Below are 25556 nucleotides of genomic sequence, written 5' to 3' on the forward strand. Positions count from 1 at the left end.
CCACGCTTATGCGTGGTTTTTTGCTTATGTGAATTCATTTAAATCTTAACCAATCTGAATTTCTGAAGGCGGATGTTTAAGACGGCTTTTCTTCGGTGTTGCAATTAAATAGGCAAGGGTCAAAGGTCCTAGACGACCCGCATACATCATAAGCATCAGAATGATTAAACTCGCTGGCTGCAATTCTCCAGTGACACCACGTGTTAATCCAACTGTACAGGCGGCAGAAACCGCCTCAAACAGCAAATCTAAAAAATCATGATCGGGTTCTAGAATGAGTAAACTCATAAAACCGGTCATGACCAGACCTGCAGTAATACACACAACCGCTAAGGCTTTAAAAGTAGTTTTCTCAGAAATAGAATGATTGAACAAGCGGATTTCATCTTCACGGCGTAGAAAACTGATTACGCTGATCACCACAATAATAAACGTACCAACTTTAATTCCGCCCGCCGTACTTAAGGAACCGCCACCAATAAACATTAAAAAAATGGTGACTAGACTTGAGGCATCGCTCATCTGGTCCATGGGCAGACTATAAAAACCCGAAGAGCGGGGAACAGTGGCATGGAACCACGCATTGAGTGCCTGATCACCTACACTCATCAGCGCTAAAGTCTGTGGATTAGAGGCTTCTAATAGCCAGAGTACAATAAAAGCACTCAGGTTAAGGCCCATAATCGTCGTTAGAATCAGCTTGCTATTCGGGCTAAGCTTGCGCCAGCTTTTATTCTGTTTTACATCCATCAGAACCAGAAAACCGATCCCGCCAATGATATACAGCATGCTGATCGTAAAGGTCACGAAATACTGGCCGGAAAAGCTCATCAAGCTATTGGGGAAAAGGGAAAATCCGCCATTATTAAACGCAGAAACACTATAGAAAGCTGCATAAAACAGTGCTTCACCAAAAGGATAATCTTCCAGCCACGCCAAGGTTAAAATCAGGGTGCCAATGGCTTCGAAAAACAGGGAATATAGGAATACCGCTTTAATGGTAAAACTGACTTTCTTCAAACTGGTCTGGCCAATAGATTCCTGTGCCATCACTTGCTGTCTTAAACCAAGTTTAGGTGACAGGCTCATAAAAGCGAGTATGGCAAAGGTCATAAAACCGAGGCCACCACATTGCAGCAGGAACATAATCACGACCTGCCCAAAGGGTGTATAAGCTTCACCAACATTGACCACAGATAGCCCGGTAATTGTCACTGCAGAAGTTGCTGTAAAAATCGCCTCTAACCAGCTGATTTCAGTTTGATGCGCAAAGGGCAGCATCAGTAATAAAGAACCAATAAAAATCAGTCCGAGAAAACCTAAGGCCAGCAGACTCGGTGGACTGAGATTGACAATCCTGTTCTGGTTTAAATTTGAGCTTTTCATATGGCCTTAAAATGCTTGGACAAACGGCGTAGAGGCTCTAGTAATCCTTCGACCACCAGAATGTCACCTTCCTTAAGTAGCAGCTCAAGATCCACGATATGTTGTATTTCAGTGCCGCGTTTATGTAAAAGAACTTTAATTTCGGGAACCTGACTCATTAACTGGTGTAAGGGAGTGTCATGATGATCGGCATGAATCTCGATTTTGACAATATAATGATCATCTTCAAGTGACATATAACGGCTAACCATCGGGTAGCTGAGTGATTGTGCCACACGGACGCCCATATCTTCTTCTGGGTGAATAATTTTTTCGACATTCAGATGAGTCAAAATCATATGATGGGCTTTGGATTTGGCTTTGGCCCAGATTTTTTTTACACCCATATTTTTTAGATGTAGTACACACAGAATGCTGGCTTCAATATCTTCACCAATCGCGACTACGACTGCTTCACAGCGCTGGATATCCAGTTCATCCAGGACATGCTCATCGGTTGCATCGGCAATCACCGCATGGGTAAGCTGATCGGAAATATTTTCCACATATTTTTTATCGAGATCGATTCCAATCACATCATGTTTCAGGCTGATCAGTTGAGTCGCCACTGTTGCACCGAAGCTGCCCAGCCCAATGACTGCAAATAATGCCATGCATATTTCCCTAAATCTTTTTTATTTCAAATCAGTTCATGTCTAAGTACGTATCTTAAAGATTTTTATAGTTTTCAGCTATCTGGCCTTACATAAATACTTCATACATTTTTTTAGTTGGACATAAAAAAACCGCCTCGAAAGGCGGTTTATATCAAACTGATTATTTCAAGAAACGCTGATAACCCAGGTTGTTGGTGATTTCTTCATATGGATAAGTAATGCTTTCCAATGTCTCAATCAAACCATCTGGATTTTGCTGTGCATCTTCTGCTTCCAGGCCGACCAGTACGCGACCTTCTGCAGCGCCGTGGTTACGGTAATGGAACAGGGTGATGTTATGCGTTGGGCCAAGACGTTCCAGGAACATTAGCAGGGCACCTGGACGTTCCGGGAATTCCACGCGGAACAGGCGTTCATTTTCAATATCGGCATGACCGCCAATCAGGTAACGGATATGTAGTTTTGCGACTTCGTCATCAGACAGATCATCAACATCGTAGTCGAATTTCAGGTTTTCATAGATTTCCTGACGTTCTTTTTCACCATTTTTCAGGCTGATACCGACAAAGACCTGAGCTGCAGAAGCATCACTTGAACGGTAGTTAAACTCTGTGATATTACGGCCTTGTAGTGCACGGCAGAATTTCAGGAATGAACCTTTTTCTTCTGGAATAGTTACGGCAAAGATAGCTTCTTTGCGTTCGCCGAGTTCTGTACGTTCGGCAATATAGCGCAGACGGTCGAAGTTCATGTTCGCACCGCAAACAATCGATACGATGTTTTTGCCTTTAATGCCGTGTTCTGCTACATATTTTTTGATACCGGCCAATGCCATTGCACCTGACGGTTCTACGATGCTACGGCATTCATCATAAGTATCTTTAATTGCTGCACAGACTTCATCGGTATTGACCAGCACGACTTCTGGTTCAACGATTGGGCCAGAGTTATCTGATTTTTGCAGGCGGATGACCTCAAAAGGTTTTTCACCAATTTGTGCCACTGCAGTACCATCGGCAAATAAACCGACTGATGGCAGAATCACACGTTCATTGGCTTCTAAGGCCGCTTTTAAGCACGCGGATTCATCATATTCCACAGGAATAACTTTGACATGCGGAGCCACATCTCCCAAGTACGCTGCAACACCGGCAATCAGGCCACCACCACCAACAGCAACGAAGACATATTCCACATCACGCCATTGACGCAAAATTTCATTGGCAATGGTGCCTTGACCGGCCATCACCAGTTCATCGTCATAAGGCGGAATGAAAGTCATGCCATCTTCTTCGGCACGTTGAATGGCATATTTGTTGGCAACGTCAAATGAATCACCATGTAATACTACTTCACCCCCTAAACGTTTTACTGCTTGGACTTTAATGTCGGGCGTGGTCTTTGGCATCACAATAATCGCGCGAATACCCAGCTTTTTCCCTGACAGTGCCACGCCTTGTGCATGGTTGCCTGCTGAAGCTGTGATAACGCCACGTTCGAGTTGTGATTTCGGTAATTGACTAATACGGTTATAGGCACCGCGTAGTTTAAATGAAAAGACCGGTTGTAAATCTTCACGTTTAAAGCGAATGTTATTATTTAAGCGTTCGCTAATTCGTGGCGCTGCTTCGAGTGGGGTTTCGATTGCAACATCGTAGACCGTTGCTTGTAAAATTTGTCGAACCAAACGAGACAGCATGTTAATTTTCCATCTAACAGTTTAAAATAAGACTCTATTGTAACAAACCACACGGCTTTGCGGTTTAAAATTACTGCAAAAGTCCAAATTAGTTGAGTGATGTCATGAGTCTATATGCAACCCAAGATGAGAAAAAACAAGCTGCAGCCAAAGCGGCTTTAAAACACTTACCAAAAGGGGGCATTTTAGGCGTAGGTACAGGTAGTACCGTTAACTTTTTAATTGACCTTTTACCAGAACTGCAATTGGAAGCTGCTGTTGCAAGTTCTGAAGCGACTGCACAGCGTCTGAAAAAATTAGGCATTGAAGTGGTTGATATGAATAGCGTGGGCGGTTTAGATGCCTATGTCGATGGTGCTGATGAAATTGACCGTCATATGCACATGATCAAAGGTGGTGGTGCTGCGCTTACACGTGAAAAAATCGTGGCGTCGATTGCGAAAAAATTCGTATGTATCGTCGATGATTCGAAATGGGTAGAGCAGTTGGGTCGTGATTTCCCATTACCTGTTGAAGTGATTCCAATGGCACGTTCAGCAGTCGCACGTAAGTTGGTGGCATTAGGTGGTGATCCTGCTTACCGTGAAGGTGTAGTGACTGATAATGGAAATGTTATTTTGGATGTGCATAACCTGAATATTCTGAATGCGCTTGAGCTGGAAAAAACGATTAATGACATTCCAGGCGTCGTATGTAACGGTATTTTCGCGATCAATAAAGCGGATATTGCGATTGTTGCGACCAATAATGGTATTGAAGAGCGTACAGCGATTTAAGAAATCCTCCCTGACCCTCCTTTTTCAAAGGAGGGAAAAGTCTTTAATTTGATAAAGCTCCTCGAAACTTCTATAAGTTTGAACTTCCCCCTTTATTAAAGGGGGATCGAGGGGGATTAGTAAAATAACGATTAAATATAAAAAATGACCCTAAACGACCTGCCCGAAATTCAAATCACCCGAAATGTTCGCTCAACACGTCTCAGACTGCGTGTAGAGGGTGATCAAATCCGTTTAACTGCACCGATATTTTGTAGCAAAAAACAGATTCAAAATTTTATTGACCAAGCGGAAAGCTGGCTACTCAAAACCTGGAAATTGCAGCAGGAAAAAAATCAAAGTATTGATAGATCTTTACCAGCAGAATTGCAGCTTTTTAATCAGACTTCACCCATTCAGATTGTTTATCAAAGTCAGAAGCAGAACTTCCTTTTTGATGCTGAAATATTACAGTTGTCGATTAGTGATCGAAATCCTGAAGGATATTTAAAAGCTTTTATTATTTCTTATGCCAAAGAGCAGCTGCCTGTTTATCTGAACAAAGTAAGTCAAGAAACAAGATTATCATTTAACATTTGTAATGTTCGCCAGCCGAAAACACGATGGGGCAGTTGTTCGGCCAAACATGACATTATGCTAAATAGCGGCATCATTTTATTTTCTGAAAAAATCGTGCGTTATTTATGTGTGCATGAACTGGCCCATACCCGGCATTTTGACCATAGTCCTCGTTTTTGGACGGAAGTGGCCAAGCATGATCCAAATTATTTAATTCACCGTAAAATTCTGAAAAATACTGTCATGCCATATTGGTGGACAGCTTAAGAAGATCTATAGAGAAGTTGAAATAGTATTGATTTACTTCTAAATAGCTTAAGCAATTGACATAATTCTCTTAAAGTTCTTAAAATCTCTCAAAATAAAAGGGGTAAATAAAAAACCATCAATCCCTAGTGAAACAGTTTAGAAAACCTCAAGTTCCTGTCATACTACAGCCCATAAAGGAAACATCTAGTTTGAGGTAATCATCGTGATTTCAGTGGGTATTGTGGGTGGTACAGGTTATACAGGCGTTGAACTTTTACGTCTATTACTGCGACATCCGAATGTAGAGGTTAAAGCACTGACATCACGTACTGAAGCAGGCCGCCGTGTCGATGACATGTTCCCGAGTCTGCGTGGACATACGGATCTTCAGTTTTCTGACCTCAGCCTTGATCTTTTAAAAGCATGTGATGTGGTATTTTTCGCGACACCACATGGGGTTGCCATGAAACATGCTGAAGAACTTGTCGCAGCCAATACCAAGGTAATTGACCTTGCAGCTGATTTCCGTTTGCAAAATCTGGCACAGTTCGAAAAATGGTATGGCATGGAACATGCTTGCCCAGAAGTGTTAAAAGATTCTGTTTATGGTCTGTCTGAACTTAACCGTGACCAGATCAAACAGGCGAGTGTGATTGGTAATCCGGGTTGTTATCCAACGACGGTTCAGCTTGGTCTGGCACCAGTATTAAAATCAAGTGAGGCCTTGGTAAAACCAGAAAGCATTATTATCGATGCAAAATCTGGGGTATCAGGTGCGGGCCGTAAAGCCAGCCTGGGCATGATCTATTCTGAAAATGCTGATAACTTTAAGGCTTATGGCGTTGCGGGCCACCGTCACCATCCTGAAATCGTAGAAGCATTAGAAAACATTTCAGGTCAAAAAGGCGTGTTTGACCATATCCTGTTTGTGCCGCATCTAGTGCCGATGATTCGTGGGATGTTATCAACGATTTATATCGATTTGACTGAAGCAGGTCAGGCAGCTGACTTGCAGTCACTGTACGAGCAGTTCTATGCCAATGAACAGTTTGTTGATGTAATGCCAGCAGGCAGTTCGCCAGAAACCCGTTCGGTGCGTGGTGCTAACCAGTTGCGTATTGCACTATACAAACCACAACCAACCAAGCTGGTGATTCTGGTGGCTCAGGACAATCTAGTCAAAGGTGCAGCTGGTCAGGCAGTACAGAACATGAACCTGATGTTTGGCTTTGCAGAAAATGCAGGCTTGAATAATATTGGTTTATTACCATAAAAAACGTATTAGAACTTCACACACATTTAGATTTGGATTTAAATGTGTGTCTTGAACAAAGTATACAGAGATCAAAATGCCGAATAATGAGTCAAACATGAAGATCCAGGAACCATCTACAAAGAAACCATTGATGAAAGGCAATACACCTTTGGTAATCGGTGCTGCTGTGTTGATTCTGGGTAGTGGCTTGCTGGGCTATACGGTCGGGCATCGGCAAGGTTTGACTGCGGTGGGCTTTGAGGCGGATGCAGAACAATTGGTTGAAGTAGTACAAAAACAGAAAACCAGTCTGGAAACACTGAATAAATCTCTGAATACAGCGGTACAGGAACGTGATTTGGCCGTTAGTAATGCCAATGATCTTTATCTGGCTGCAAATAAGGCGCGTGATGCTCAAGAGCAGGCTGAAAGCGTTGGTACGATCTATCGTGAGATCTTGCGTCAACGCGGTGGTCTGGCGCTGACAGTTCAACATCTGGGGATTAAAGCCTTGCCTGATAATGCCTTCGAATACCAGATTGATCTGATTCAGGTCAGCCCGGGCAAAAATCGCGCCTCTGGTACAGTGGAGCTACGTTTGATTAAGGGTACTGAAATTCTGGTCGTGCCGCTTGAAGATAAAAACTTTAATTTCGACAATTATGAACGTTTGACTGGTCGCTGGACCATGCCTAAAGGCTTCAAACCAGAATTTATTGAAGTGCGTCTCTCAGGGGCTAAGCCTGTGATTCGCCGTTTTAGCTGGGATCAGGGGAAAGCTGTTGAAAGCCAGTCAACAGTCCTGTCAGAGATTCCAAAAACTGAAGCAAATGCAAATTAAGTGTGAAATAGAAATCGTATGCCAAGCAATAAACGTCCAAAATGTTTAAGTGAGATCAAAAATTCTTTTTACGAGTCCGGCATGGTTGATTGGCATATTAGCCCGCGTTTAACAGACGAGCCTTTTCACGATGATGACGCTGATCTTGCAGTCCAGACTGCACCTCCTGAACTGAAGCGTCCACCGATGTATGCAGTGGTGTTATTGAATGACGACTATACTCCAATGGAGTTTGTAATTGAAATTTTACAACAATACTTTGCAATGAATCTTGACCAAGCTACACAAGTGATGCTAACTGTACATTATGAAGGAAAAGGTGTAGCTGGGGTCTATCCTCGAGACATTGCGGAAACCAAAGCGAACCAAGTCAATAATTACGCTCGATCTCAAGGTCATCCTTTACTTTGCCAGATTGAGCCGAAAGATTAAGGGGGTTGCATGCTCAGTCGTCAATTAGAAGTATCACTACGTTTGGCTGTCAGCATGGCTCGTCAAAAGAGACATGAGTTCCTGACCGTAGAACATTTATTATTAGCTTTACTCGACAATGATTCTGCCGTGAATGCCTTAAAAGCATGTGGTGCAGATATTATCGTTTTGCGTAAAGAATTAGAAGAGTACGTAGAACAACATACCCCTAAACTCGGTGAAAATAGTGATCAGGCACCTCATCCTACAGAAAGTTTTGACCGGATTTTGCAACGTGCAATTTTCCATGTTCAATCCAGTGGCGGTGATCGTATTGTAGAAGGCGCCGATATTCTGGTTGCGATGTATTCTGAGCGTGATTCTTTTGCGGTTTATCTGCTTAAACGTCATCAGATTAACCGTCTGACTTTAACCCAGTATCTTTCTCATGGTACACGTAAAGACGAAGTGCAGTCTGAAGAAGAAATTGAAGAGCTAGATGGTGAATCGGCTTCTTCCAATAATTCTGGCCCACTAGAGCTGTATACGACCAATTTGAATCTGGAAGCTCAACGCGGCAAGACAGATCCATTGATTGGCCGTGAAAAAGAAATTGAGCGGGCAGCGCAAATTTTATGCCGTCGCCGTAAAAATAACCCATTGCTAGTCGGTGATCCAGGTGTAGGTAAAACTTCAATTGCTGAAGGTCTGGCTTGGTTAATTGTGAATGGCAAGGCACCTAAGCCACTGGAAAATGCTGAAATCTATAGCCTAGACATCGGCGCACTGGTGGCGGGAACTAAATACCGTGGTGATTTCGAAAAGCGTTTAAAACAACTATTAAATGCCTTGAAGAAAAAACCAGATGCAGTACTGTTCATTGATGAAATTCATATGATCATCGGTGCAGGTTCAAGCATGGGCAGCACCATGGATGCATCGAATCTAATCAAGCCTGCATTGGCAAATGGTTCATTGCGTTGCATCGGTTCAACCACATTCCAGGAATACCGTCAGGTCTTTGAAAAAGATCATGCCTTGTCACGTCGGTTCCAAAAAATAGATGTGAATGAGCCTTCGATTACAGAAACAATTGATATCTTGCGTGGCCTGAAATCTAAATTTGAAGATTTCCACCATGTACAGTATGACGATCAGGCACTGGTTTCTGCGGTTGAGCTGTCAGCGAAATTTATTAATGACCGTTTCTTGCCAGATAAAGCGATTGACGTGATTGATGAAGCCGGTGCACAACGCCGTTTGAAAGCTGAGCAAGACGACAGCCTGATTACGGTTGAAAATATCGAAGACATTGTGTCCAAGATTGCTCGTATTCCACCGAAAACAGTTTCTAAAGATGATAAGTCTGTACTGGAGAACCTTGAGCGTGATCTGAAACGTGTAGTCTTCGGCCAGGATGAAGCAATTGAAGCTTTGGCTTCTGCGATCAAACTGTCACGTGCGGGTCTGAAATCGCCTGATAAGCCAGTGGGTAGCTTTGTATTCGCAGGTCCAACGGGTGTAGGTAAAACTGAAGTCACCAAGCAATTGGCGAAAATTCTGGGTGTAGAGCTGGTACGTTTTGACATGTCCGAATACATGGAACGTCACGCAGTCTCTCGTCTGATCGGTGCGCCTCCAGGTTATGTCGGTTTTGACCAAGGCGGTTTACTGACCGATGCGATTCACAAAAATCCGCATTGTGTATTACTTCTAGATGAGATCGAAAAAGCGCATCCGGATGTATTTAATCTGTTATTACAAATCATGGATCATGGTTCATTAACGGATAATAATGGTCGCAAATCCGATTTCCGTAATGTGGTGCTGGTTCTAACGACTAATATTGGTGCGGAAAGTATTTCCCGTGTCAGCATTGGTTTCATGGAACAGGACAACAGTAATGATAACCAGGAAGCGATGAAGAAAGCGTTCTCGCCAGAATTCCGTAACCGTCTGGACGGCGTGATTCAGTTCAAGGCATTGCCGAATACTATTATTGAAAATGTCGTGGATAAATTCCTGACTGAACTTCAGGCACAACTGGATGAGAAGAAAGTGGTACTGGAGGTGGATCAAAGCGCACGTGAGTGGATGGCTGAAAATGGCTATGATCGTTTGATGGGTGCTCGTCCAATGCAGCGTCTGATTCAGGAACATCTGAAAAAACCACTGGCTGAAATGATCCTATTTGGTGAGCTGGCTGAAAATGGTGGTAACGTTTCAGTTTCTGTGAAGAAAGAAAATGGTAAGTCTGTCGGTCTGAAACTTGAAGTCTTCGAAGATCAGACTGCTGAACCAGCTTAATCATTGAATAGATCATCATCAGACCCGTGTTCGCACGGGTTTTGTTGTTTTATTTGCCCTTAATTTATGTGCTCTTGGTTTAAAGAGTTTCTGATTTAGCGAAATATATGGATATCCAGATTAGCAAGCTTTTAACCACGTTTTTTCTGTTTTTATTAACGGCATTGATGGAAATTTTAGGCTGTTATTTTCCCTACCTGATTCTAAATCAGGCGAAGAGCAAGTGGTTATGGGTTCCGACGGCATTAGCCTTAGCTGCGTTCGTCTGGCTTTTGACTTTGCATCCGGCGGCTTCTGGACGTATTTATGCTGCCTATGGGGGCATCTATATTTTCTCAGCATTGATGTGGCTGAGATTCGTTGATCAGGTCAGCCTTTCACGTTGGGACCTGCTTGGGGGAATCGTGGTCATTCTAGGTGCATTAATTATTATTTTACAGCCGCAAGGTTTGATCCGTTGACCGTCTGTTTATATTTACCAAAATAGAATTTATCAAAATATAAAAGGCAGCCAAAGCTGCCTTTATTGATTCTAGACAAGATTATTTTACATTACAGTCTTTCTGGGAGAGGTCAACATTATAAGTGTGTGTTTGGGAGCTGAGACTAAGTTCGATTTTATAAGGATTGACGATCTGATAGCGATGTTCAAAAAAGATCTGGCAGTTATTTAGAAGATTATTACGAATCACTTTAAGAACTTCTTTACGGCCTAAGTCTTTCTCAAACTGGCTAAAGTCGGGTGTCGTGATCATGCCTTTAAGCGTGGTTTTATTGGCTGTAAGTTGTAACTGCTCTATGATTGTATTCTGATCGATCTGTAGCGGTAAAGTCTTGGAATCTTCCGCACTTAGCACGGTAAGCAGCTCGTTCAGCTCAGCTTTTTTCTCAATTTTAAACTTGCTGTCCAGAATGCCTTTTCCTTGGAGATACTGGTCGAATTCAGAAGCATACACCGGTAAAGCAGCACTACTAAAACCTGCCAGGAGTGCCAAAGTCCAATATTTTTTTTGCATTGTATCGCATCACTTTTTATGTCATTTCAATTCTGATTATAAGAGCTGAAACAAAAAAAGCACCAGAGATTGGTGCTTAATTTGTGAAGATTTTTTGAAGGAATCAGTCTTTTTTCAGGTTTTCATTCAACAGGAATTCAACCAGTGCTTTTTGTGCATGAAGGCGGTTTTCTGCTTCATCCCAAACCACAGCATTTTTGTGGTCCAGCATGTTTTCAGAAATTTCTTCACCACGATGCGCAGGTAAGCAATGCATGAACAGGCAGTCTGGGTGTGCAAGATCCATTAGGCGTTCATTCACCTGATAATCTGCAAAAGCTTTTTCACGGATTTTCTGTTCTTCTTCCTGGCCCATACTTGCCCAAACGTCAGTGACGATCAGGTCGGCATTGACTGCTGCATCTTCAGCAGTATCGACCAGTTCTACACAGTGTGCGAATTCAGACAGGAACTGTTCTTGAGGCTCATAGCCTTTCGGTGCTGCAACTTTTAGCTTGAAGCCCCACATGTGCGCTGCTTCGATATAAGAGTTACACATATTATTGCCATCGCCGATCCAGGCAACAGTTTTACCTTCGATCGAACCGCGATGTTCCAGATAAGTCTGCATGTCAGCAAGTAACTGGCAAGGGTGATGATCATCAGTCAAAGCGTTGATCACTGGAACTTTTGAATAAGAAGCAAAACGTTCTACGATATCGTGACCGAAAGTGCGGATCATCACAATATCCAGCATGCTGGAAATCACACGTGCAGAATCTTCAATTGGCTCACCGCGACCCAGTTGGGTATCGCGTGAAGACAGGAAAATTGCGCTACCACCAAATTGGCTCATGCCAGCTTCAAACGAAACACGCGTACGGGTGCTCGATTTTTCAAAAATCATGCCCATCACTTTACCAACAAATGGTTGGAACACTTCATTGTTATGCTGTTTGCGCTTAAGCTCAATTGCGCGTTGCAAAATCTGGTTAAGTTCTAAAGTTGATAAATCGCGTAAGGTGAGAAAGTGACGGAGAGCCATTCGTTACTCCACAATAATTGCCGAAAAACTCGATCAACAATCAGTTGTTGGTTAGTTTAAGAAAAAATACGGAATCGGCTAATATACTATAAGCAATGAAAAATGCAAAAAAAACTAGACTTTTTGATGACCGTCTAAAAATCGATCCACACAATAACTGATGTATTTGTCGATTTCCTGATCATCTTCCTGTACCGGAATTCCCATCAGAATCCGCCATTCCAGATTACGCAAGATGCCAAAATATAACTGGGCCGAATATTGCGGATTCTCGCAATGCAATAAACCTTGCGCATCTGCTTGTTCTAAAGCCGTGGCAATCGCACTTTGTACATGTACTGGGCCTCGTTCATGAATATGCTGCGCGAGTTCCGGATTACGCTGACTCTGTTCCAGCACCAGACGCATAAAGGCTGAATTTTCCGGTTGCATGATCTGATGATAAAAATTAAGCAGCGTATGTACCAGATAACTACGAAAATCCAGAGCCATCAGCTCGATCGGAATACTGATATCTTCAAAAAACTTGATACGACGATAATCGCAAATGGCCTTAAACAAGCCTTCTTTGTTGCCAAAGTACTTGTAAATAGAAGCCTTGGAACCGCCTGCATGCTGGACAATATCATCAAGAGAAACTGCATCATAACCATGTTCCAGAAACAGTTCGGTCGCAGAGACCAGCAGCGCAACGCAGCGCTCATGACCACGTTTGGTTTGTGGCAGATCTTTGGCGAGTGGTTCCAGATGAACAAGGTTTTGCATAGAGGATGGTATATCAACAGGTTATATAAACTTGGTAGTTCATCATAACAAATATATCCGCAGATTTCACAATCGGACCGGATGAAGGCGGAATTTATTCAATGAATCAAGTAAAACTTAAAAGTTTGACTAAAGTTTTAGAGTTTTTATTCTATTGGCTTATAGCATCATGGTTTCAAATCGGTATACTCAAATCTCAATAATTATAGCCAAGACTGTGGAAGGGAAGATGACAGAACAAATGTCTGCAGGTTTAAAGTTTAGACAAGCGCTTGAAGTCGAAAAACCATTACAAATTATGGGCACAGTGAATGCCTATGCTGCCATGATGGCCAAACAGGTCGGTTATAAAGCCATTTATCTCTCTGGTGCCGGTGTTGCCAACTATTCTTACGGTCTACCTGATCTAGGCATGACCAGTCTGGATAATGTTCTGGAAGATGTGCGTCGCATTACTGAACGTGTAGATACACCCTTACTGGTTGATATTGATACAGGCTGGGGCGGTGCATTTAACATCGCACGTAGCATCAAGCAAATGATTGCTGCTGGCGCTGCAGCTGTGCATATCGAAGACCAGGTTGCGCAAAAGCGTTGTGGTCATCGTCCGAATAAGGAAATTGTGACCCAACAGGAAATGGTTGACCGGATCAAGGCGGCAGTCGATGCTAAAACCGATTCAAACTTTGTGGTGATGGCACGTACCGATGCATTACAGAAAGAAGGTCTGCAGGCAGTGATTGACCGTGCTTGTGCCTGTGTCGAAGCAGGTGCAGATGCCATTTTTGCTGAGGCAATGACGGATATTACGATGTATCGCACCGTATGTGATGCAGTTGGTGTCCCAGTATTGGCCAATATTACCGAATTTGGTGATACCCCATATTACACCACTGAAGAACTGGCTGAGCAGGGTATTCGCATGGTACTTTACCCGCTATCAGCCACTCGTGCGATGCAAAAAGCGGCACTGGAAGTGATGCGCTCAGTGCGTGAAAATGGTACACAGGTGCATGTTCTGGATAAAATGCAACCGCGTAAAGAATTATACGAATTTTTAGATTATCACAGCTTCGAAAACACATTAGATAAACTGTTCAAGCAGGAGAATTAAAACAATGGCTGAAGGAAAAGTACTCACTGGCGCAGGATTGCGCGGACAAGTCGCAGGCAAAACTGCACTTTCAACAGTAGGCAAAAGTGGTGCAGGCCTGACCTATCGCGGCTATGACGTACAGGATCTGGCAGAAAACTGTCAGTTTGAAGAAGTCGCTTACCTGATTTTCTTTGGTGAATTACCAACTTCAGAACAGTTGGCAGCCTATAAAGCAAAACTGAAATCTTTGCGTGTACTGCCACAAGCATTGAAAGAAGTACTTGAGCGCATTCCAGCGGACTCACATCCAATGGATGTGATGCGTACTGGCGTATCGATGCTGGGCAACCTTGAAACTGAACAGTCTTTTGATCAGCAACAGGATGTTGCAGACCGTATTCTGGCGACGCTACCAGCAATTATCTGCTATTGGTATCGCTATAGCCATGACGGCGTACGCATTGATGAAAATACCGATGATGATTCAATCGGTGCTCAGTTCCTTCATTTGCTACATGGCAAGAAGCCAAATCAGCTGCATGAACAGGTGATGAATGTATCCCTGATTCTGTATGCAGAGCATGAATTTAATGCTTCAACCTTCACAGCGCGTGTTTGTGCATCAACTTTGTCTGACCTGCATTCATGTATTACCGGCGCAATTGGTTCACTACGGGGTCCATTACACGGCGGTGCCAACGAAGCGGCAATGGACATGATTGAAAACTGGAAATCTCCAGAAGAAGCCGAGCGCAAAATGCTGGGCATGCTGGAGCGTAAAGAAAAAATCATGGGCTTTGGTCATGCGATCTATAAAGACAATGATCCGCGTAATGGCATTATCAAGCAGTGGTCTGAAAAACTGGCAAAAGACGTGGGCGATACTGTACTGTATCCAGTTTCAGTGCGTTGTGAAGAAGTCATGTGGCGCGAGAAAAAACTGTTCTGTAATGCAGACTTTTTCCATGCTTCTGCTTATCACTTTATGGGTATTCCAACCAAACTGTTTACACCAATCTTCGTGATGTCACGCGTCACAGGTTGGGCCGCGCATGTGATGGAACAACGTGCAGATAACCGGATTATCCGTCCGAGCGCGGATTATACCGGTCCAGAATTACGTAAAGTGGTTCCAATTGCTGAACGCACTTCTGCTGCGTAAGCCAGAGATATTCTAAATATAAAAAATAAGGTCTCCACGAGACCTTATTTTTTTTCTGATTATTTATTGACGTTGGTTTAACGACTTAATAATGCTGGATCTTCAATATGATAACCGGTTTCGAATGGGAGGCCTAAGTATTTTACCGTCACCAGTATTTTATTCTGTTTCGGTACTTTATAAGTCTGGTTTAATCTTAAATCTGCTTTATAGCTGACTGCTTGTTGAACAGGACTTTTATACTGGCCAGATTGCACTCGATATTGATAAGTCCATTTTGGGACTTTCTGTTTAGGGTCATGCCATGCAGGGGCGGTACCTTTGCTGGTCTTTAATAGCTTAAGCTGGATGGCTTGCTTTCTCAGTGGTACCAGCGGAATTAGTCGCTTTTTAATTTTGGCAATTTCCTGGTTAAACTTACGGCTGTCCTGATCGTAGTCAATCTGCTTGGTTTTTGGATTGATATACAGGGAGTTCACCTGAATTAACTGATTCGGAGTTTTGGATTTAAAATTATAATAATACAGTTGAGGTAGGCGTCCGCGACCATCGAGATAATGCCGCAACAGATAAAGTTTCTGGTCTTTGACTTCATAACCCAAAACCTCAATATTCTGTGGGCCACCGACAGTGGCGAAAGCGGATACAGGAATGCCAAGAGCGAGCAAAAGAGCTGCAATTCTTATTTTCATCACTGATCAGGCCTCATTAAAAACGTGCTTTTATGGAAGTAATTTAACTATAAATACAGTAGAAATAATGAAGTTTGATCAGCACTCAATATAAACAGTTTTAGCTTTAGGTGCTGAGTAGATTAATCATGTCATGTGCGATGACGGCTGCCAGTTTATTGAGACGTTCCTGTGGAGTACCTTTAATATAATACTGGAACTGGTGAGTTTGAAGACCATCATAAACAGCGGCAAAGAAAGTACCTTCCGGCTTATCTGGGGTCGCGCTACCGCCTGGTTTAAGCAAGCCTGTACAAGCAATAATCCAGTCAGCTTCCTGAAACATTTTTTTGCCTGCCTCAGCCAGAGCAACCGTTACAGGCATGGATTCAGCTGAATGGGTACTAATCAGATTCGGAGAAATTCCCAAGACATTAATCTTCACAGACGGATCGTAGCACACTAGACCACCCAGCAAGATTTCAGCACCTTCATTTTTGCAAATTGAAAACTGACTGGTTAAATAGCCAGAACTTGCACTTTCAATAAAAGCAATCTTGATGTTTCTTTGTTCCAGCAGGCCACAACATGTTTTAATCATAATGTCTATTTTGTCTTAGAAAGTAATCTTTATTCCAATGTAGTCCCATTTTGCTTTTGTATCAACTGTGAGATTATTTCTTTATTATGATGAAAGGTAAAATATTTTTGTAATTTTAGTATTCCAAACGTAAGTTTGGCAGTTATTGAATTGATTGCTTAATGCTTGGACAATATTTGAAATTAATGGTTTTAACTTGCTCTAATCAGTGGTAAAAATAAAAATAAAGTGCGTAAGGAAAGTAGGTTGTAAGAATGAAAACCACAGTAAAGTATTCCGTATTAAAAAGTCTAGATTATCAACTGGGTACTCCTTTATTTCAGGAAGAAATTGAGGCAGATGGTCAATATTTTGATCAGATCCCAAGCATCATTCATTACCAGAATTTAAAGTTTAAAGTTAAAAGCAAAGAATTAAAGCGTTTATATCTAGCCGAAGAGCAAGAAGAAAGCCAAACCATTATTGTAAAAGTGGTCGCAATCTAAAAATAACTTATTAAAAATAAGCCTCTTAAAATAAGAGGCTTATTTATTGGATAAAGGTTGTTAAAATAAAATTTGATTAGATTTTATAAAAAAATCTAATAATAATTTTAAAAATATAAAGTCAAGGTAAATTGGCAACTGAAAAGGCCTTATTTGTGATTCTATGTAATATATTCTGCTATTTAAAAATGGTTTTTTTCGTTTTTATATTTAATGATCTAATTTTTAGAAAATTAGGTTAAACATGTATAAGAAATTATAATTTTAAATAATCAATAAAATTCAATATTTTATAAATATAATCATATTTTATAAATATAATCATATTTTATATAAGTAGCAAAATGTATTTCTAAATTTTATTTTAAATTTAAGTTTATATACAATTTTTTGATTAAGTTATGACTTTAATTGAAAAATAAAATTTATAAAAGATAGAAAGCTTTCAATATGTGTTCATTCTATTATTAAAAGTAATTTATGTTTCTTATAAATCCAGACTTCAATTACTTAACTTACCTTTTTTTACATTGAATTAATATGTAACAGGTAATAACTTGGCGAATTTTTAAAAATAGGTAGAGTAAATATTAAGTCGAAACCTAATCATCGGCGATTTAAAGCAAATAGTAAGGAGTTACACCATGGCTAATAATCAACAGCAAAATCAGCAAGACCAACAGAACCAACAACAACAGCAACAGCAAGACCAACAACGTCAGCAAAACCAGAATCAAAATCAGCAACAGCCGAACCAGCAGCAACAACAGCCGCAGGGACAGCAAAACCAACAGCGTCAGCAGGGCCAACAGGACCAGCAACGCAATCAGCAACAACAGCAACAGCCACAACAAGATAACCAGCAGCAAAATTTGCGTAATCAATAAGATTAGTCAAAGCTGCAGCGTTCATATCTAAGCTGTGTAATCTCTACAAAAAACCGCCTTTTTTAAGGCGGTTTTTTTTATTGTTCAAAATAAATCAGCATTGAATATTGGCTTTTACTTTATAAAAGTCGAGCGCATTTTTCAGATCTTTCAGTAATTCCTGCTCATCATATTCTTGTGGCATCAGTTTTATTAGGGCCGGCATATAATGAGTTTTATATTCTTTAGGATAATCCTCACATAAAATATGTGTTCTTTCCTCAAGGCTAATAGTAGAAGAATCTAATTTATCTAAATAAGCACTCAATCGGGCATCTGATTGTTCAAACTGAGCTTTCACTGCTGGATCAGGTTCAGCTGATACATCTGCCTGTTGTTTCTGGCAGCCTGTGATCGCCAATGCCAATAGGGTAATTATGAATAGTGATATTTTCATGGCAACAATATATTGTTATCAGTCGTTGGAAAAATTATAAAGAGAAATGAGTGAAAGAGCACCTGCCTTTAAACTCATTGACAGCTGAGATAATAAAAAATGAAAAGGACTTTGATAAAATAAGTAAAATATCTACCAATATGTATAAGTTGCATATCTGCTTTTATGACTCACTTGATTGAATGAAAACTGAATGAATCAAAGTTTTTTGTATTTAATTGCATCTAAGTTGATGAAAAATAGCCAATAAAATATAAAACATAACCTATATTCAACATTTAGTAAAAAAGCCTCTATATTTCATATACATATTAGATGCATGACAAGTGGTACTTTATCACCACTATAACAACTCAGATAAAATAATTTAAAATCAGCAAGTTAAAAAGCCTTGTTTAATCTAGACAGTTAAACAGGGCCCATTTTTTAGATCATAAATATGTCTAAAACAGATGATTCTCCGATATTTATCCTTCACATAAGTTTTCATATACAACATAAAACCTGAAAATACGTTCAAGTGTGAAACATGAATAGATGTTATTTATATATCTCTTTTCATGAAAAGACAGGGTAGAGCTATGATGAGATGTATCTGTGCATTTGGTATGGGTGTCATGGTGGGATGTTGCTTTAAATCTTGCAAAGAAAAAATGTGCCGGATGATGAGCAAGGATCACGGTACCAAAGACCAAGCGCCAAAACATGAAGAGAGTGTACAAATTTAGAGGCTATAGCTTGCCTGTACGATCGCAGTACAGGTGAGTGATTCAATCGTTTCAAGGTAAATAAATCGTGGAGCTGTAAGCCATTATCTTTAAAGCAACAAAGCTCGATCCATGATCGAGCTGTTCACAGTCAGGAGAAACACATGTTCCAATTTATATGTTGTTTATTTGGTCTTCATGGTGCGACTGAAATTGATTATACAGTCGATGATTTCGAAGTCAAAAAGTGTCGTGATTGCTTGAAAGATTTAAATTAACTCTCTAGACCTTCGCGGTATAGATGGATGTTGAATCCCCGTTTGATATAGCTCGACGGGGTTTTCATTTTTTTATCATTGCTATTTGAACATAGAACCAACATATCAGCGCTATATTTTTATAAATTATTGACAGTTAATTAATAAAGATTATTAAAAATAAGAATTTACTTATTTTTAGCTTATTATTTGATCCTACTAATATCCATCTCAACTAAATTCATGCTTTAAGTGTTATTGCAATATGCGATATTTAGATTATACTTTGAATATAGCAAAATGCGATAAATAATTATGCATGTGATCACTCACGCTCGGATTCTGGAAGCAATACAAAAGTGGCCACACGCTGAAACTGCATTAGATGGTTGGTATCGAATTATCAAGGCCAATGATCCTAAGGATTTTGCCGACATGAAGCGATTATTTCCCGCAGTCGATAAAGTCGGGAAATTTCATGTCTTTGATATTGGTGGCAACAAGATCAGGTTGATCGCAGTTGTGATGTATCAAGCAAAACGTGTCTATATTCGCCATGTCTTATCCCATCAGGAATATGATAAAGGTCATTGGAAGGAGGCTTAATATGAATGCAATGATTAAACAGGCCGTTGATCACTGGCGTTATGTTGCACCATTGCTCAGCAAGCCAGAAACTGAAGAAGACTTTAATACCCTTACTGAAGCTTTAGATGAACTTCTAGATATTGTAGGTGATGATGAATCGCATCCTTTAATGGGGCTGATTCTTCAATTGGGTGACTTAGTCTCAGCTTATGAACATGAACATTTGCCGATGCCAGAAGGAGATGGACGTACTGCATTGGCTTTCCTGATGGAACAGCATGGCCTAAGCCAATCAGACTTATCTGATATAGCTACCCAGTCGGTCATTTCTGAAATCCTGAATGGTAAACGTCAGCTCAATATCCGCCATATTAAAGCTTTGTCTGAACGTTTTAACGTTTCTGCAGATACTTTCTTTTAAGTAATAAGAAACCAAATTTTAAATTGATCTATGAGCTGTGCTTTCTGGAAGCAGGTTGCACAGCCAGGCAGATTTAGATTAAACAAGAAGTCTATATAAGCTCTGATTAGAAGAATATATGTTTATTAAAATGTATGGAAAACATAAATATTATTGATGTTTAACCTTATATGTCCTAATAATTTTCTAAGCATCTAGAGGAAAGGGAATATATATGACAACTCATGCAGACCACCAAACAGAGCAAGAAGATAATCCGCAAAAAGAATCTAATGATGATAAAGGCAATCAAGCAACCTATAAGGGTGTAAAACCTGAGAAAAAGCCTAATGCCGAGCCAGAGCATCCACTGAGGGAGCAAAAGTAAGATATTAATATCAGAAAGCCCTAATTAAATTTAGGGCTTTTTAGATTTTGATTTAAGTTTCGGAAAATTTCTGCTTCACTTTACTGGGAAGATGAAATTACCGATCAATTTTTAACAATCCATCCCAACTAAAATAATTCTGACTGAGATGATGTTGAGACATGGTCCAAGTCCGGTCAGGAATTTTAGCTGCTCCAATCGCCAGCTTTTGATCCCCAAATCTTTCTTTTACTTTTTCTAGCGCTTGTTGAAGCTTCTCATTTTTCTCGATCTGAGCCTGATCCGAGAGCAAATCATAGACATAGGCTGATTTAGGTTCAAGCGCCGTTAAAATAACTCCACATTTTTTAAACTCAACACCTTCTGAAAACAGTTCATGCATCTGTTGCATCAATGCCCGGTTCATGACAACAGCGGAATCAGTGGGTTCAGGAAAAGCGATATTGATAGATTGATGATAAAAGGGTCTGTTCTTGTCAAAAGGATTGGATTGAGCGAAAGCAATAATGCAGCCACATAAGGATTGATCCTCTCTTAGGCGTTTGACGGCATTTTGCAGGTAATCACTCATAGCTTCCGTTAAAGCTTCAAGATCTGTTACTCGGGAACCAAATGAGCGTGAAGAAATAATCTGCTTCTTGGGCTGGCAAGTCTGTTCCAGTTCAATACAGGAAATTCCCTGTAATTCCATCACAGTTCTTTGCATAAGAACTGAAAATAATTTTCCGATTCGATGGCAATCAGCCTGAGCTAAATCAAGAACGGTATGTATGCCTAAGTTCTTTAACTTTTTACTCTGCTGGCGCCCAACCCCCCAGACTTCAGCAACATCAATCAAGCTACAGAAGTAATCTCTATGTTGTGGATGCATAGAAGAAAGATCGCAAACCCCATTAAAGCGTTTGGCTTTCTTGGCCATATAGTTGGCTAATTTGGCCTCGGTTTTGGAACGACCAATACCGACACAGACGGGTAGGCCAATCCATTGCAAAATACGCCGTCGCATATCCTGACCATATTCTGTTAAATCATGATCTTTTGCATAAGCTGTAATTTTCAGAAAGCATTCATCTATGGAATAAACTTCCTGTTCATCAGGGGCTACATATTCAGACAGAATAGAATGAAAACGTTTGGACATTTCTGCATATAGGGCATAGTTGCTGGATAGCACTTGAACTTGATGCTGTTCGACAATATTGCGTATCTGGAAGAATGGAACAGCCATTTTAATGCCGAGATCTTTTGCTTCCTGCGAACGTGAAACTACACAGCCATCGTTATTTGACAGCACGATCACAGGTACCTGATTCAGTTTCGGATTGAATAGGCGCTCACAACTGACATAGCAGTTATTGACATCAATCAGCGCATAGATTTCCTGCTGATATTTCATCTGAATTTTTTAATGACGTTGGTGACCACACCCCAGATTTCAAATTGCTGACCTTCTACAGGATGAATATCGGGATAGTCGTCATTCTCGGCTTTTAGCCAGCAACCCTTTACATCGATAATCAGCCGTTTGACAGTAAATTCGTTATCTACACAGGCAATCACAATATCTCGATGTTGCGCTTCAATGCTACGATCCACAATCAGGGCGTCATTGATATCAATACCTGCATTCAACATTGACAGCGAATTGGCTCGAACAATAAAAGTAGCATTAGCGTTATTAATCAGGAATTCATTCAGGTCGAGTTTTTTATCAATATAATCTTGTGCAGGTGAGGGAAAACCAGCCTGAACGCGTTCAGTAACTAAAGGAATTTCCATTTGGGTAATAGGATCAAACTGGCGAATATCACTGATTTCATTTTCTTTTTTAAGTGATTTTAAGTATGCTTTGATATCCAGGACTTTGGATTCAGGTACACGAATTACTTTGGTTTCTTCGGCCTTTTTTCTGCCTGCACCAATTCTAAAGCCCCCATGCGAATTTGTCATAAACCTGCTACTTCTTGATTGTTGTTACATTAATCAAGATTGTAATGATTGCTTTATTTTTATACAAATAAATTAAATGCTTTAAAATCAGATACTAATAATTAAATTGCTTTTATATTTCAGTTTTCCGACAAACGGGAATCTCGTAGCTTTGCAATAAATTCATCCCGCATTTCGAAGAAAAACTCACTTGCTTCCTCATGATTGCAGTGCAGCCAGTCCTGTCTTGACTCTTTCGGTATCACAATAATCGAGCGTTTTTCATCATTCGGATTATGAAACTGTTTCATAAAGGGATGCTGATTTGCATTAATCGTGAGCATTGAAAAAGATCGAACTTTTTCACCTTCAATGATTGCATCATCATAAATGGCTGCAACAGTAACAGGGTCTCCGTCTTCGCGAGAAATAGCATACCAATGAGATTTGCCATCAATGTATTTGGGTTCATAGAACGTATCTACAGGTACCAAAGCAAACTGATTGTTTTTCCAGGCATGCCGAAAACTTGCTTTTGAGGCAACCGTTTCAGTCCGGGCATTATAAGTATGCCGACCAAATTTTAATTCTTTGGCCCAGGAAGGGATAAGCCCAAACCGTGCGATATCCAGTTCAAACTCGTCAGCACCGCGCATAATGATGGGAGCGGGAGCCAAGGGATATACATGCGTTTTCATATCCAGTTCAAGTTGCTCTTCATGAATATCTAATAAAGAGAGACGGCTTTTTGAGGGGAATTCATAGTTTGAACACATGGGCGAACGCTCTCATGATGATCTATCATGAGAATTAAAATATAAGAGAGATAAGTGCAAAACAATTTGAATATCGTAAGTTGGATTTTGACCAGCAAGCAGGATTTTTATTTTATAAGTATATATTTAGAGCCTAAAAATATTTAACTCAATAATATTTTAAGTAAATTTAATATTATGAAAAGATTAAACTTTTATTTAATCTATACAGATATACATAATTTAACTTTTTATTTAAAAAAACACTCCAAATGGCTTTGGAAAGCTACAAATATAGATGTTAGTTATATAGGCTTGCATTTATGAGCATGAGGTGAAAGATGAAGTTATTAACGTTAATTGGTGCAGGTGTACTTGCGAGTTATTGTTATAAGAAAATGAAATACAAAAAGGACGGTTCAAACAATCCTACTCCTCAGAATGAACAGGTAGACAGTCAAGCAGCAAACCCTGTTGAATAATGCCTTTAAAGGGCCTCACAACTAGCAAGAAAAGGTTGTGAGGTCTCCCATTCTTTCAGTAGAGTCATCTCTGACAAGTCTTATATAATATTCAGAACTTTGATATTTTCAGAGAAACAGCAAGCTCTTTTTAGCTATTATACCTTTTCATCTGTTCTAAATTTTCCTGATTAAATTTATTGATAAAGTTGAATGGTTTACAAAACTATTCATTTTAATAATAGCCATACTTTAAAAATAATGTGATCCTCTTTCTCAGGAGGACAGCTTATGAAAAAACTAATTATCTTGCCTCTTGTAGCTTTAATACTTCTGGGGTGTAGTCAACCAAATACACAGCAAGAAGCTGACTCTAAGATCCTACAGGATGAGGATTTAAAAAAATTTAGGGAGATGGTAAGGAATGCTTTACCGAATTCAGACCTGGTTCAATTTCATCAACAAGAGGGAGAATGTGGTGAGGTTAGTTTCAGAGATAAATCTACGAATGAAATGAAGCATCGGAGGTTTATTGTAGTGAATAAAAATATTGTGCTGATTGAAAGACGGCAGGTCGATCAGGAATATTTTGACCTTTCATGGAGGAATGCATGTCGTGATTATTTTGGGTAAAGAAAGAATATTTATTAAAATTCTTATTTGAAAATAGTGACCGCTATAATTGAATATCAATAAAAACATTTGATCATTGAGCCACTTTTTAGAGTGGCTTTTTAATGTCTGGATTTCTGAATTTTGTTCGAAATATGGTTACTGAATAGATCTGTATTTCATATTCTAGCTTCGTACTAATAGATGGAATGTTGATCAATTTATATAGATGATAAATATAAAAATTATTTAAAAAAGGAACAAATATTGCTTCTTGAAAGTATAGTTTTTGCTTTAGGTTCTGGATATGTATCTCTTTAAAATATGCGGCATTATTTTCCTTGTCATCCTTGCTGTTTCTCTCATGGTTTTGGGTCTTATTTATCAGGATCCTTTATTTGCTTTGATCGGGCTCTTGTTTGCTGTTTGCGCAGTATTATTATTTTCCATGATGAAGGAAAGTCTTGCTGACTTTTAGATCACTCATTTCGTTTAAAAGCTTAAAGATTTGGACTAGAGATCAAGGTGAATAGCAGGATGATAGTCATCAATATTATGCACCGAGATGGAATCAACAATTTAGAAAAATAATTGTGTTGAAAAGTCTTTGGATTAATCAGTGTAATAAGGAAGACTTATACGGGCAACCAGTCATGTGGATTAGATTGATAAGATGATCTGATAATACACTCATTGCTGGGTGCTATTTTGCAGAAGTTCATCGAAAGATGGGCTTTTTTGTTACCTAAAATAAAGCTTTATCAAGTTCATACTAGAAATTATTGACTCCAAAGATCACAATTTAGACTTTTTATATATGGATAGATATTTAATTTCTATATATATTTATATTTGTCATGAATTGGCTATTGTTTGACCGTTGTACATTTCGTCAACAATCCTGAATCAGCGCAAAATGATAAAGGGGAAGAGCCCACAGCAATGTGGGCTTTGTTCTGTGAAGAGGCTATTTTTACATCAATAGGTATGATAGATTAGGGTTCTGGCGGTAACTGCCTATACGGATCAGTCCAGCAAGTTCATCTTGTGACACTCCCGTCGTTTGAAGTGTTACTATGAAGAAGCTCATCGAAAGATGGGCTTTTTTGTTGGTTTATTAAACAAAAGGGTTCATACTAAGGCTCATGCTTAAATTAAGTTGAATCTTTTGAAAAACA

The 25556-nt window shown here is 40.0% G+C and carries 29 protein-coding genes; 17 read left to right on the plus strand and 12 right to left on the minus strand.

Annotated elements, in window-relative coordinates; all coding sequences use genetic code 11:
* Window positions 1–45: 45 nt before the first annotated feature.
* From FTU01_RS03885 to ilvA, 3 genes are all read right to left on the minus strand, one after another.
* The gene (locus tag FTU01_RS03885) at window positions 46–1386 is read right to left on the minus strand and encodes a TrkH family potassium uptake protein (protein ID WP_004786026.1); all 1341 of its coding nucleotides are present in this window, start codon (window positions 1384–1386) and stop codon (window positions 46–48) included.
* Window positions 1383–2039, minus strand: a complete 657-nt coding sequence (locus FTU01_RS03890) for a TrkA family potassium uptake protein (protein ID WP_104426160.1) — start codon at window positions 2037–2039, stop codon at window positions 1383–1385. The genes FTU01_RS03885 and FTU01_RS03890 overlap by 4 nt, the downstream gene beginning before the upstream one ends.
* Before the next feature lie 163 nt (window positions 2040–2202).
* Window positions 2203–3741 (minus strand): threonine ammonia-lyase, biosynthetic, encoded by a 1539-nt coding sequence (gene ilvA / locus FTU01_RS03895; RefSeq protein WP_180053839.1) that lies wholly within the window; start codon window positions 3739–3741, stop codon window positions 2203–2205.
* Window positions 3742–3845: 104 nt separating this feature from the next.
* Between ilvA and rpiA the strand changes: the two genes are divergently transcribed.
* From rpiA to FTU01_RS03930, 7 genes are all read left to right on the plus strand, one after another.
* Entirely contained in the window at window positions 3846–4517 is a 672-nt protein-coding gene (gene rpiA, locus FTU01_RS03900; protein ID WP_159122734.1) for a ribose-5-phosphate isomerase RpiA, read from the plus strand.
* Window positions 4518–4661: 144 nt separating this feature from the next.
* The gene (locus tag FTU01_RS03905) at window positions 4662–5342 is read left to right on the plus strand and encodes a M48 family metallopeptidase (RefSeq protein WP_180138211.1); all 681 of its coding nucleotides are present in this window, start codon (window positions 4662–4664) and stop codon (window positions 5340–5342) included.
* Window positions 5343–5541: 199 nt separating this feature from the next.
* On the plus strand, window positions 5542–6597 hold the full coding sequence (gene argC / locus FTU01_RS03910) for an N-acetyl-gamma-glutamyl-phosphate reductase (RefSeq protein WP_180003247.1): 1056 nt from the start codon (window positions 5542–5544) through the stop codon (window positions 6595–6597).
* 76 nt (window positions 6598–6673) lie between these two features.
* Entirely contained in the window at window positions 6674–7420 is a 747-nt protein-coding gene (locus FTU01_RS03915; protein ID WP_180138213.1) for a DUF6776 family protein, read from the plus strand.
* An 18-nt stretch (window positions 7421–7438) separates the two neighbouring features.
* Complete coding sequence (gene clpS, locus FTU01_RS03920) at window positions 7439–7852, plus strand: ATP-dependent Clp protease adapter ClpS (RefSeq protein ID WP_034170359.1); 414 nt, start codon at window positions 7439–7441, stop codon at window positions 7850–7852.
* A gap of 9 nt (window positions 7853–7861) precedes the next feature.
* On the plus strand, window positions 7862–10138 hold the full coding sequence (gene clpA, locus FTU01_RS03925; RefSeq protein WP_180138216.1) for an ATP-dependent Clp protease ATP-binding subunit ClpA: 2277 nt from the start codon (window positions 7862–7864) through the stop codon (window positions 10136–10138).
* Between the two features lie 107 nt (window positions 10139–10245).
* Entirely contained in the window at window positions 10246–10599 is a 354-nt protein-coding gene (locus tag FTU01_RS03930) for a YnfA family protein (protein ID WP_180015523.1), read from the plus strand.
* 81 nt (window positions 10600–10680) lie between these two features.
* On the opposite strand, the gene FTU01_RS03935 is transcribed toward FTU01_RS03930, so the two are convergent.
* The 3 genes from FTU01_RS03935 to FTU01_RS03945 form a co-directional block, all read right to left on the minus strand.
* Window positions 10681–11154 (minus strand): hypothetical protein, encoded by a 474-nt coding sequence (locus FTU01_RS03935; protein WP_179992341.1) that lies wholly within the window; start codon window positions 11152–11154, stop codon window positions 10681–10683.
* A gap of 103 nt (window positions 11155–11257) precedes the next feature.
* A complete protein-coding gene (gene argF / locus FTU01_RS03940) occupies window positions 11258–12178 on the minus strand; it encodes an ornithine carbamoyltransferase (protein WP_004786004.1) in 921 nt (306 codons plus the stop codon).
* A 114-nt stretch (window positions 12179–12292) separates the two neighbouring features.
* Window positions 12293–12943 carry a TetR/AcrR family transcriptional regulator gene (locus tag FTU01_RS03945; protein ID WP_034702501.1) on the minus strand — a complete coding sequence of 217 codons (651 nt, stop codon included), beginning with the start codon at window positions 12941–12943 and terminating at the stop codon, window positions 12293–12295.
* Between the two features lie 229 nt (window positions 12944–13172).
* Here FTU01_RS03945 and prpB point away from each other — a divergent pair, with 229 nt between their 5' ends.
* Complete coding sequence (gene prpB, locus FTU01_RS03950) at window positions 13173–14057, plus strand: methylisocitrate lyase (RefSeq protein ID WP_004785998.1); 885 nt, start codon at window positions 13173–13175, stop codon at window positions 14055–14057.
* A 4-nt stretch (window positions 14058–14061) separates the two neighbouring features.
* On the plus strand, window positions 14062–15201 hold the full coding sequence (prpC, locus tag FTU01_RS03955) for a 2-methylcitrate synthase (RefSeq protein ID WP_034702497.1): 1140 nt from the start codon (window positions 14062–14064) through the stop codon (window positions 15199–15201).
* 77 nt (window positions 15202–15278) lie between these two features.
* On the opposite strand, the gene FTU01_RS03960 is transcribed toward prpC, so the two are convergent.
* Window positions 15279–15893, minus strand: a complete 615-nt coding sequence (locus tag FTU01_RS03960) for a hypothetical protein (protein ID WP_034702494.1) — start codon at window positions 15891–15893, stop codon at window positions 15279–15281.
* A 106-nt stretch (window positions 15894–15999) separates the two neighbouring features.
* A complete protein-coding gene (locus FTU01_RS03965; RefSeq protein ID WP_180138218.1) occupies window positions 16000–16473 on the minus strand; it encodes a CinA family protein in 474 nt (157 codons plus the stop codon).
* Between the two features lie 254 nt (window positions 16474–16727).
* Here FTU01_RS03965 and FTU01_RS03970 point away from each other — a divergent pair, with 254 nt between their 5' ends.
* Window positions 16728–16958, plus strand: a complete 231-nt coding sequence (locus tag FTU01_RS03970; protein WP_034702487.1) for a hypothetical protein — start codon at window positions 16728–16730, stop codon at window positions 16956–16958.
* 644 nt (window positions 16959–17602) lie between these two features.
* A complete protein-coding gene (locus tag FTU01_RS03975) occupies window positions 17603–17845 on the plus strand; it encodes a hypothetical protein (RefSeq protein WP_034705379.1) in 243 nt (80 codons plus the stop codon).
* A gap of 94 nt (window positions 17846–17939) precedes the next feature.
* Here FTU01_RS03975 and FTU01_RS03980 read toward each other — a convergent pair whose 3' ends face one another.
* Window positions 17940–18281, minus strand: a complete 342-nt coding sequence (locus FTU01_RS03980) for a hypothetical protein (RefSeq protein WP_159122951.1) — start codon at window positions 18279–18281, stop codon at window positions 17940–17942.
* Window positions 18282–18862: 581 nt separating this feature from the next.
* Between FTU01_RS03980 and FTU01_RS03985 the strand changes: the two genes are divergently transcribed.
* From FTU01_RS03985 to FTU01_RS04000, 4 genes are all read left to right on the plus strand, one after another.
* Window positions 18863–19009 carry a hypothetical protein gene (locus tag FTU01_RS03985; protein ID WP_004785985.1) on the plus strand — a complete coding sequence of 49 codons (147 nt, stop codon included), beginning with the start codon at window positions 18863–18865 and terminating at the stop codon, window positions 19007–19009.
* A gap of 551 nt (window positions 19010–19560) precedes the next feature.
* Window positions 19561–19851, plus strand: a complete 291-nt coding sequence (locus FTU01_RS03990) for a type II toxin-antitoxin system HigB family toxin (protein ID WP_125279810.1) — start codon at window positions 19561–19563, stop codon at window positions 19849–19851.
* A 1-nt stretch (window position 19852) separates the two neighbouring features.
* A complete protein-coding gene (locus FTU01_RS03995) occupies window positions 19853–20254 on the plus strand; it encodes a type II toxin-antitoxin system HigA family antitoxin (protein ID WP_004785978.1) in 402 nt (133 codons plus the stop codon).
* Window positions 20255–20468: 214 nt separating this feature from the next.
* Entirely contained in the window at window positions 20469–20621 is a 153-nt protein-coding gene (locus FTU01_RS04000) for a hypothetical protein (protein WP_004785976.1), read from the plus strand.
* A gap of 97 nt (window positions 20622–20718) precedes the next feature.
* Here the strand turns inward: FTU01_RS04000 and FTU01_RS04005 are convergent, their stop codons facing one another.
* The 3 genes from FTU01_RS04005 to FTU01_RS04015 all read right to left on the minus strand — a co-directional run bounded on the left by FTU01_RS04005 (window position 20719) and on the right by FTU01_RS04015 (window position 23326).
* Window positions 20719–22017, minus strand: a complete 1299-nt coding sequence (locus tag FTU01_RS04005) for a Y-family DNA polymerase (RefSeq protein ID WP_180138220.1) — start codon at window positions 22015–22017, stop codon at window positions 20719–20721.
* On the minus strand, window positions 22014–22571 hold the full coding sequence (locus FTU01_RS04010; protein ID WP_180138222.1) for a LexA family transcriptional regulator: 558 nt from the start codon (window positions 22569–22571) through the stop codon (window positions 22014–22016). The genes FTU01_RS04005 and FTU01_RS04010 overlap by 4 nt, the downstream gene beginning before the upstream one ends.
* 119 nt (window positions 22572–22690) lie before the next feature.
* The gene (locus tag FTU01_RS04015) at window positions 22691–23326 is read right to left on the minus strand and encodes an SOS response-associated peptidase (RefSeq protein ID WP_180104332.1); all 636 of its coding nucleotides are present in this window, start codon (window positions 23324–23326) and stop codon (window positions 22691–22693) included.
* Between the two features lie 320 nt (window positions 23327–23646).
* Here FTU01_RS04015 and FTU01_RS04020 point away from each other — a divergent pair, with 320 nt between their 5' ends.
* Both FTU01_RS04020 and FTU01_RS04025 read left to right on the plus strand, forming a co-directional pair.
* Entirely contained in the window at window positions 23647–23787 is a 141-nt protein-coding gene (locus FTU01_RS04020; RefSeq protein ID WP_162835331.1) for a hypothetical protein, read from the plus strand.
* Between the two features lie 270 nt (window positions 23788–24057).
* A complete protein-coding gene (locus FTU01_RS04025; protein ID WP_034170370.1) occupies window positions 24058–24399 on the plus strand; it encodes a hypothetical protein in 342 nt (113 codons plus the stop codon).
* The last annotated feature ends 1157 nt before the right edge of the window (window positions 24400–25556 follow it).

The organism is Acinetobacter sp. YH12043 (assembly GCF_013419915.1).
GTDB lineage: Bacteria > Pseudomonadota > Gammaproteobacteria > Pseudomonadales > Moraxellaceae > Acinetobacter.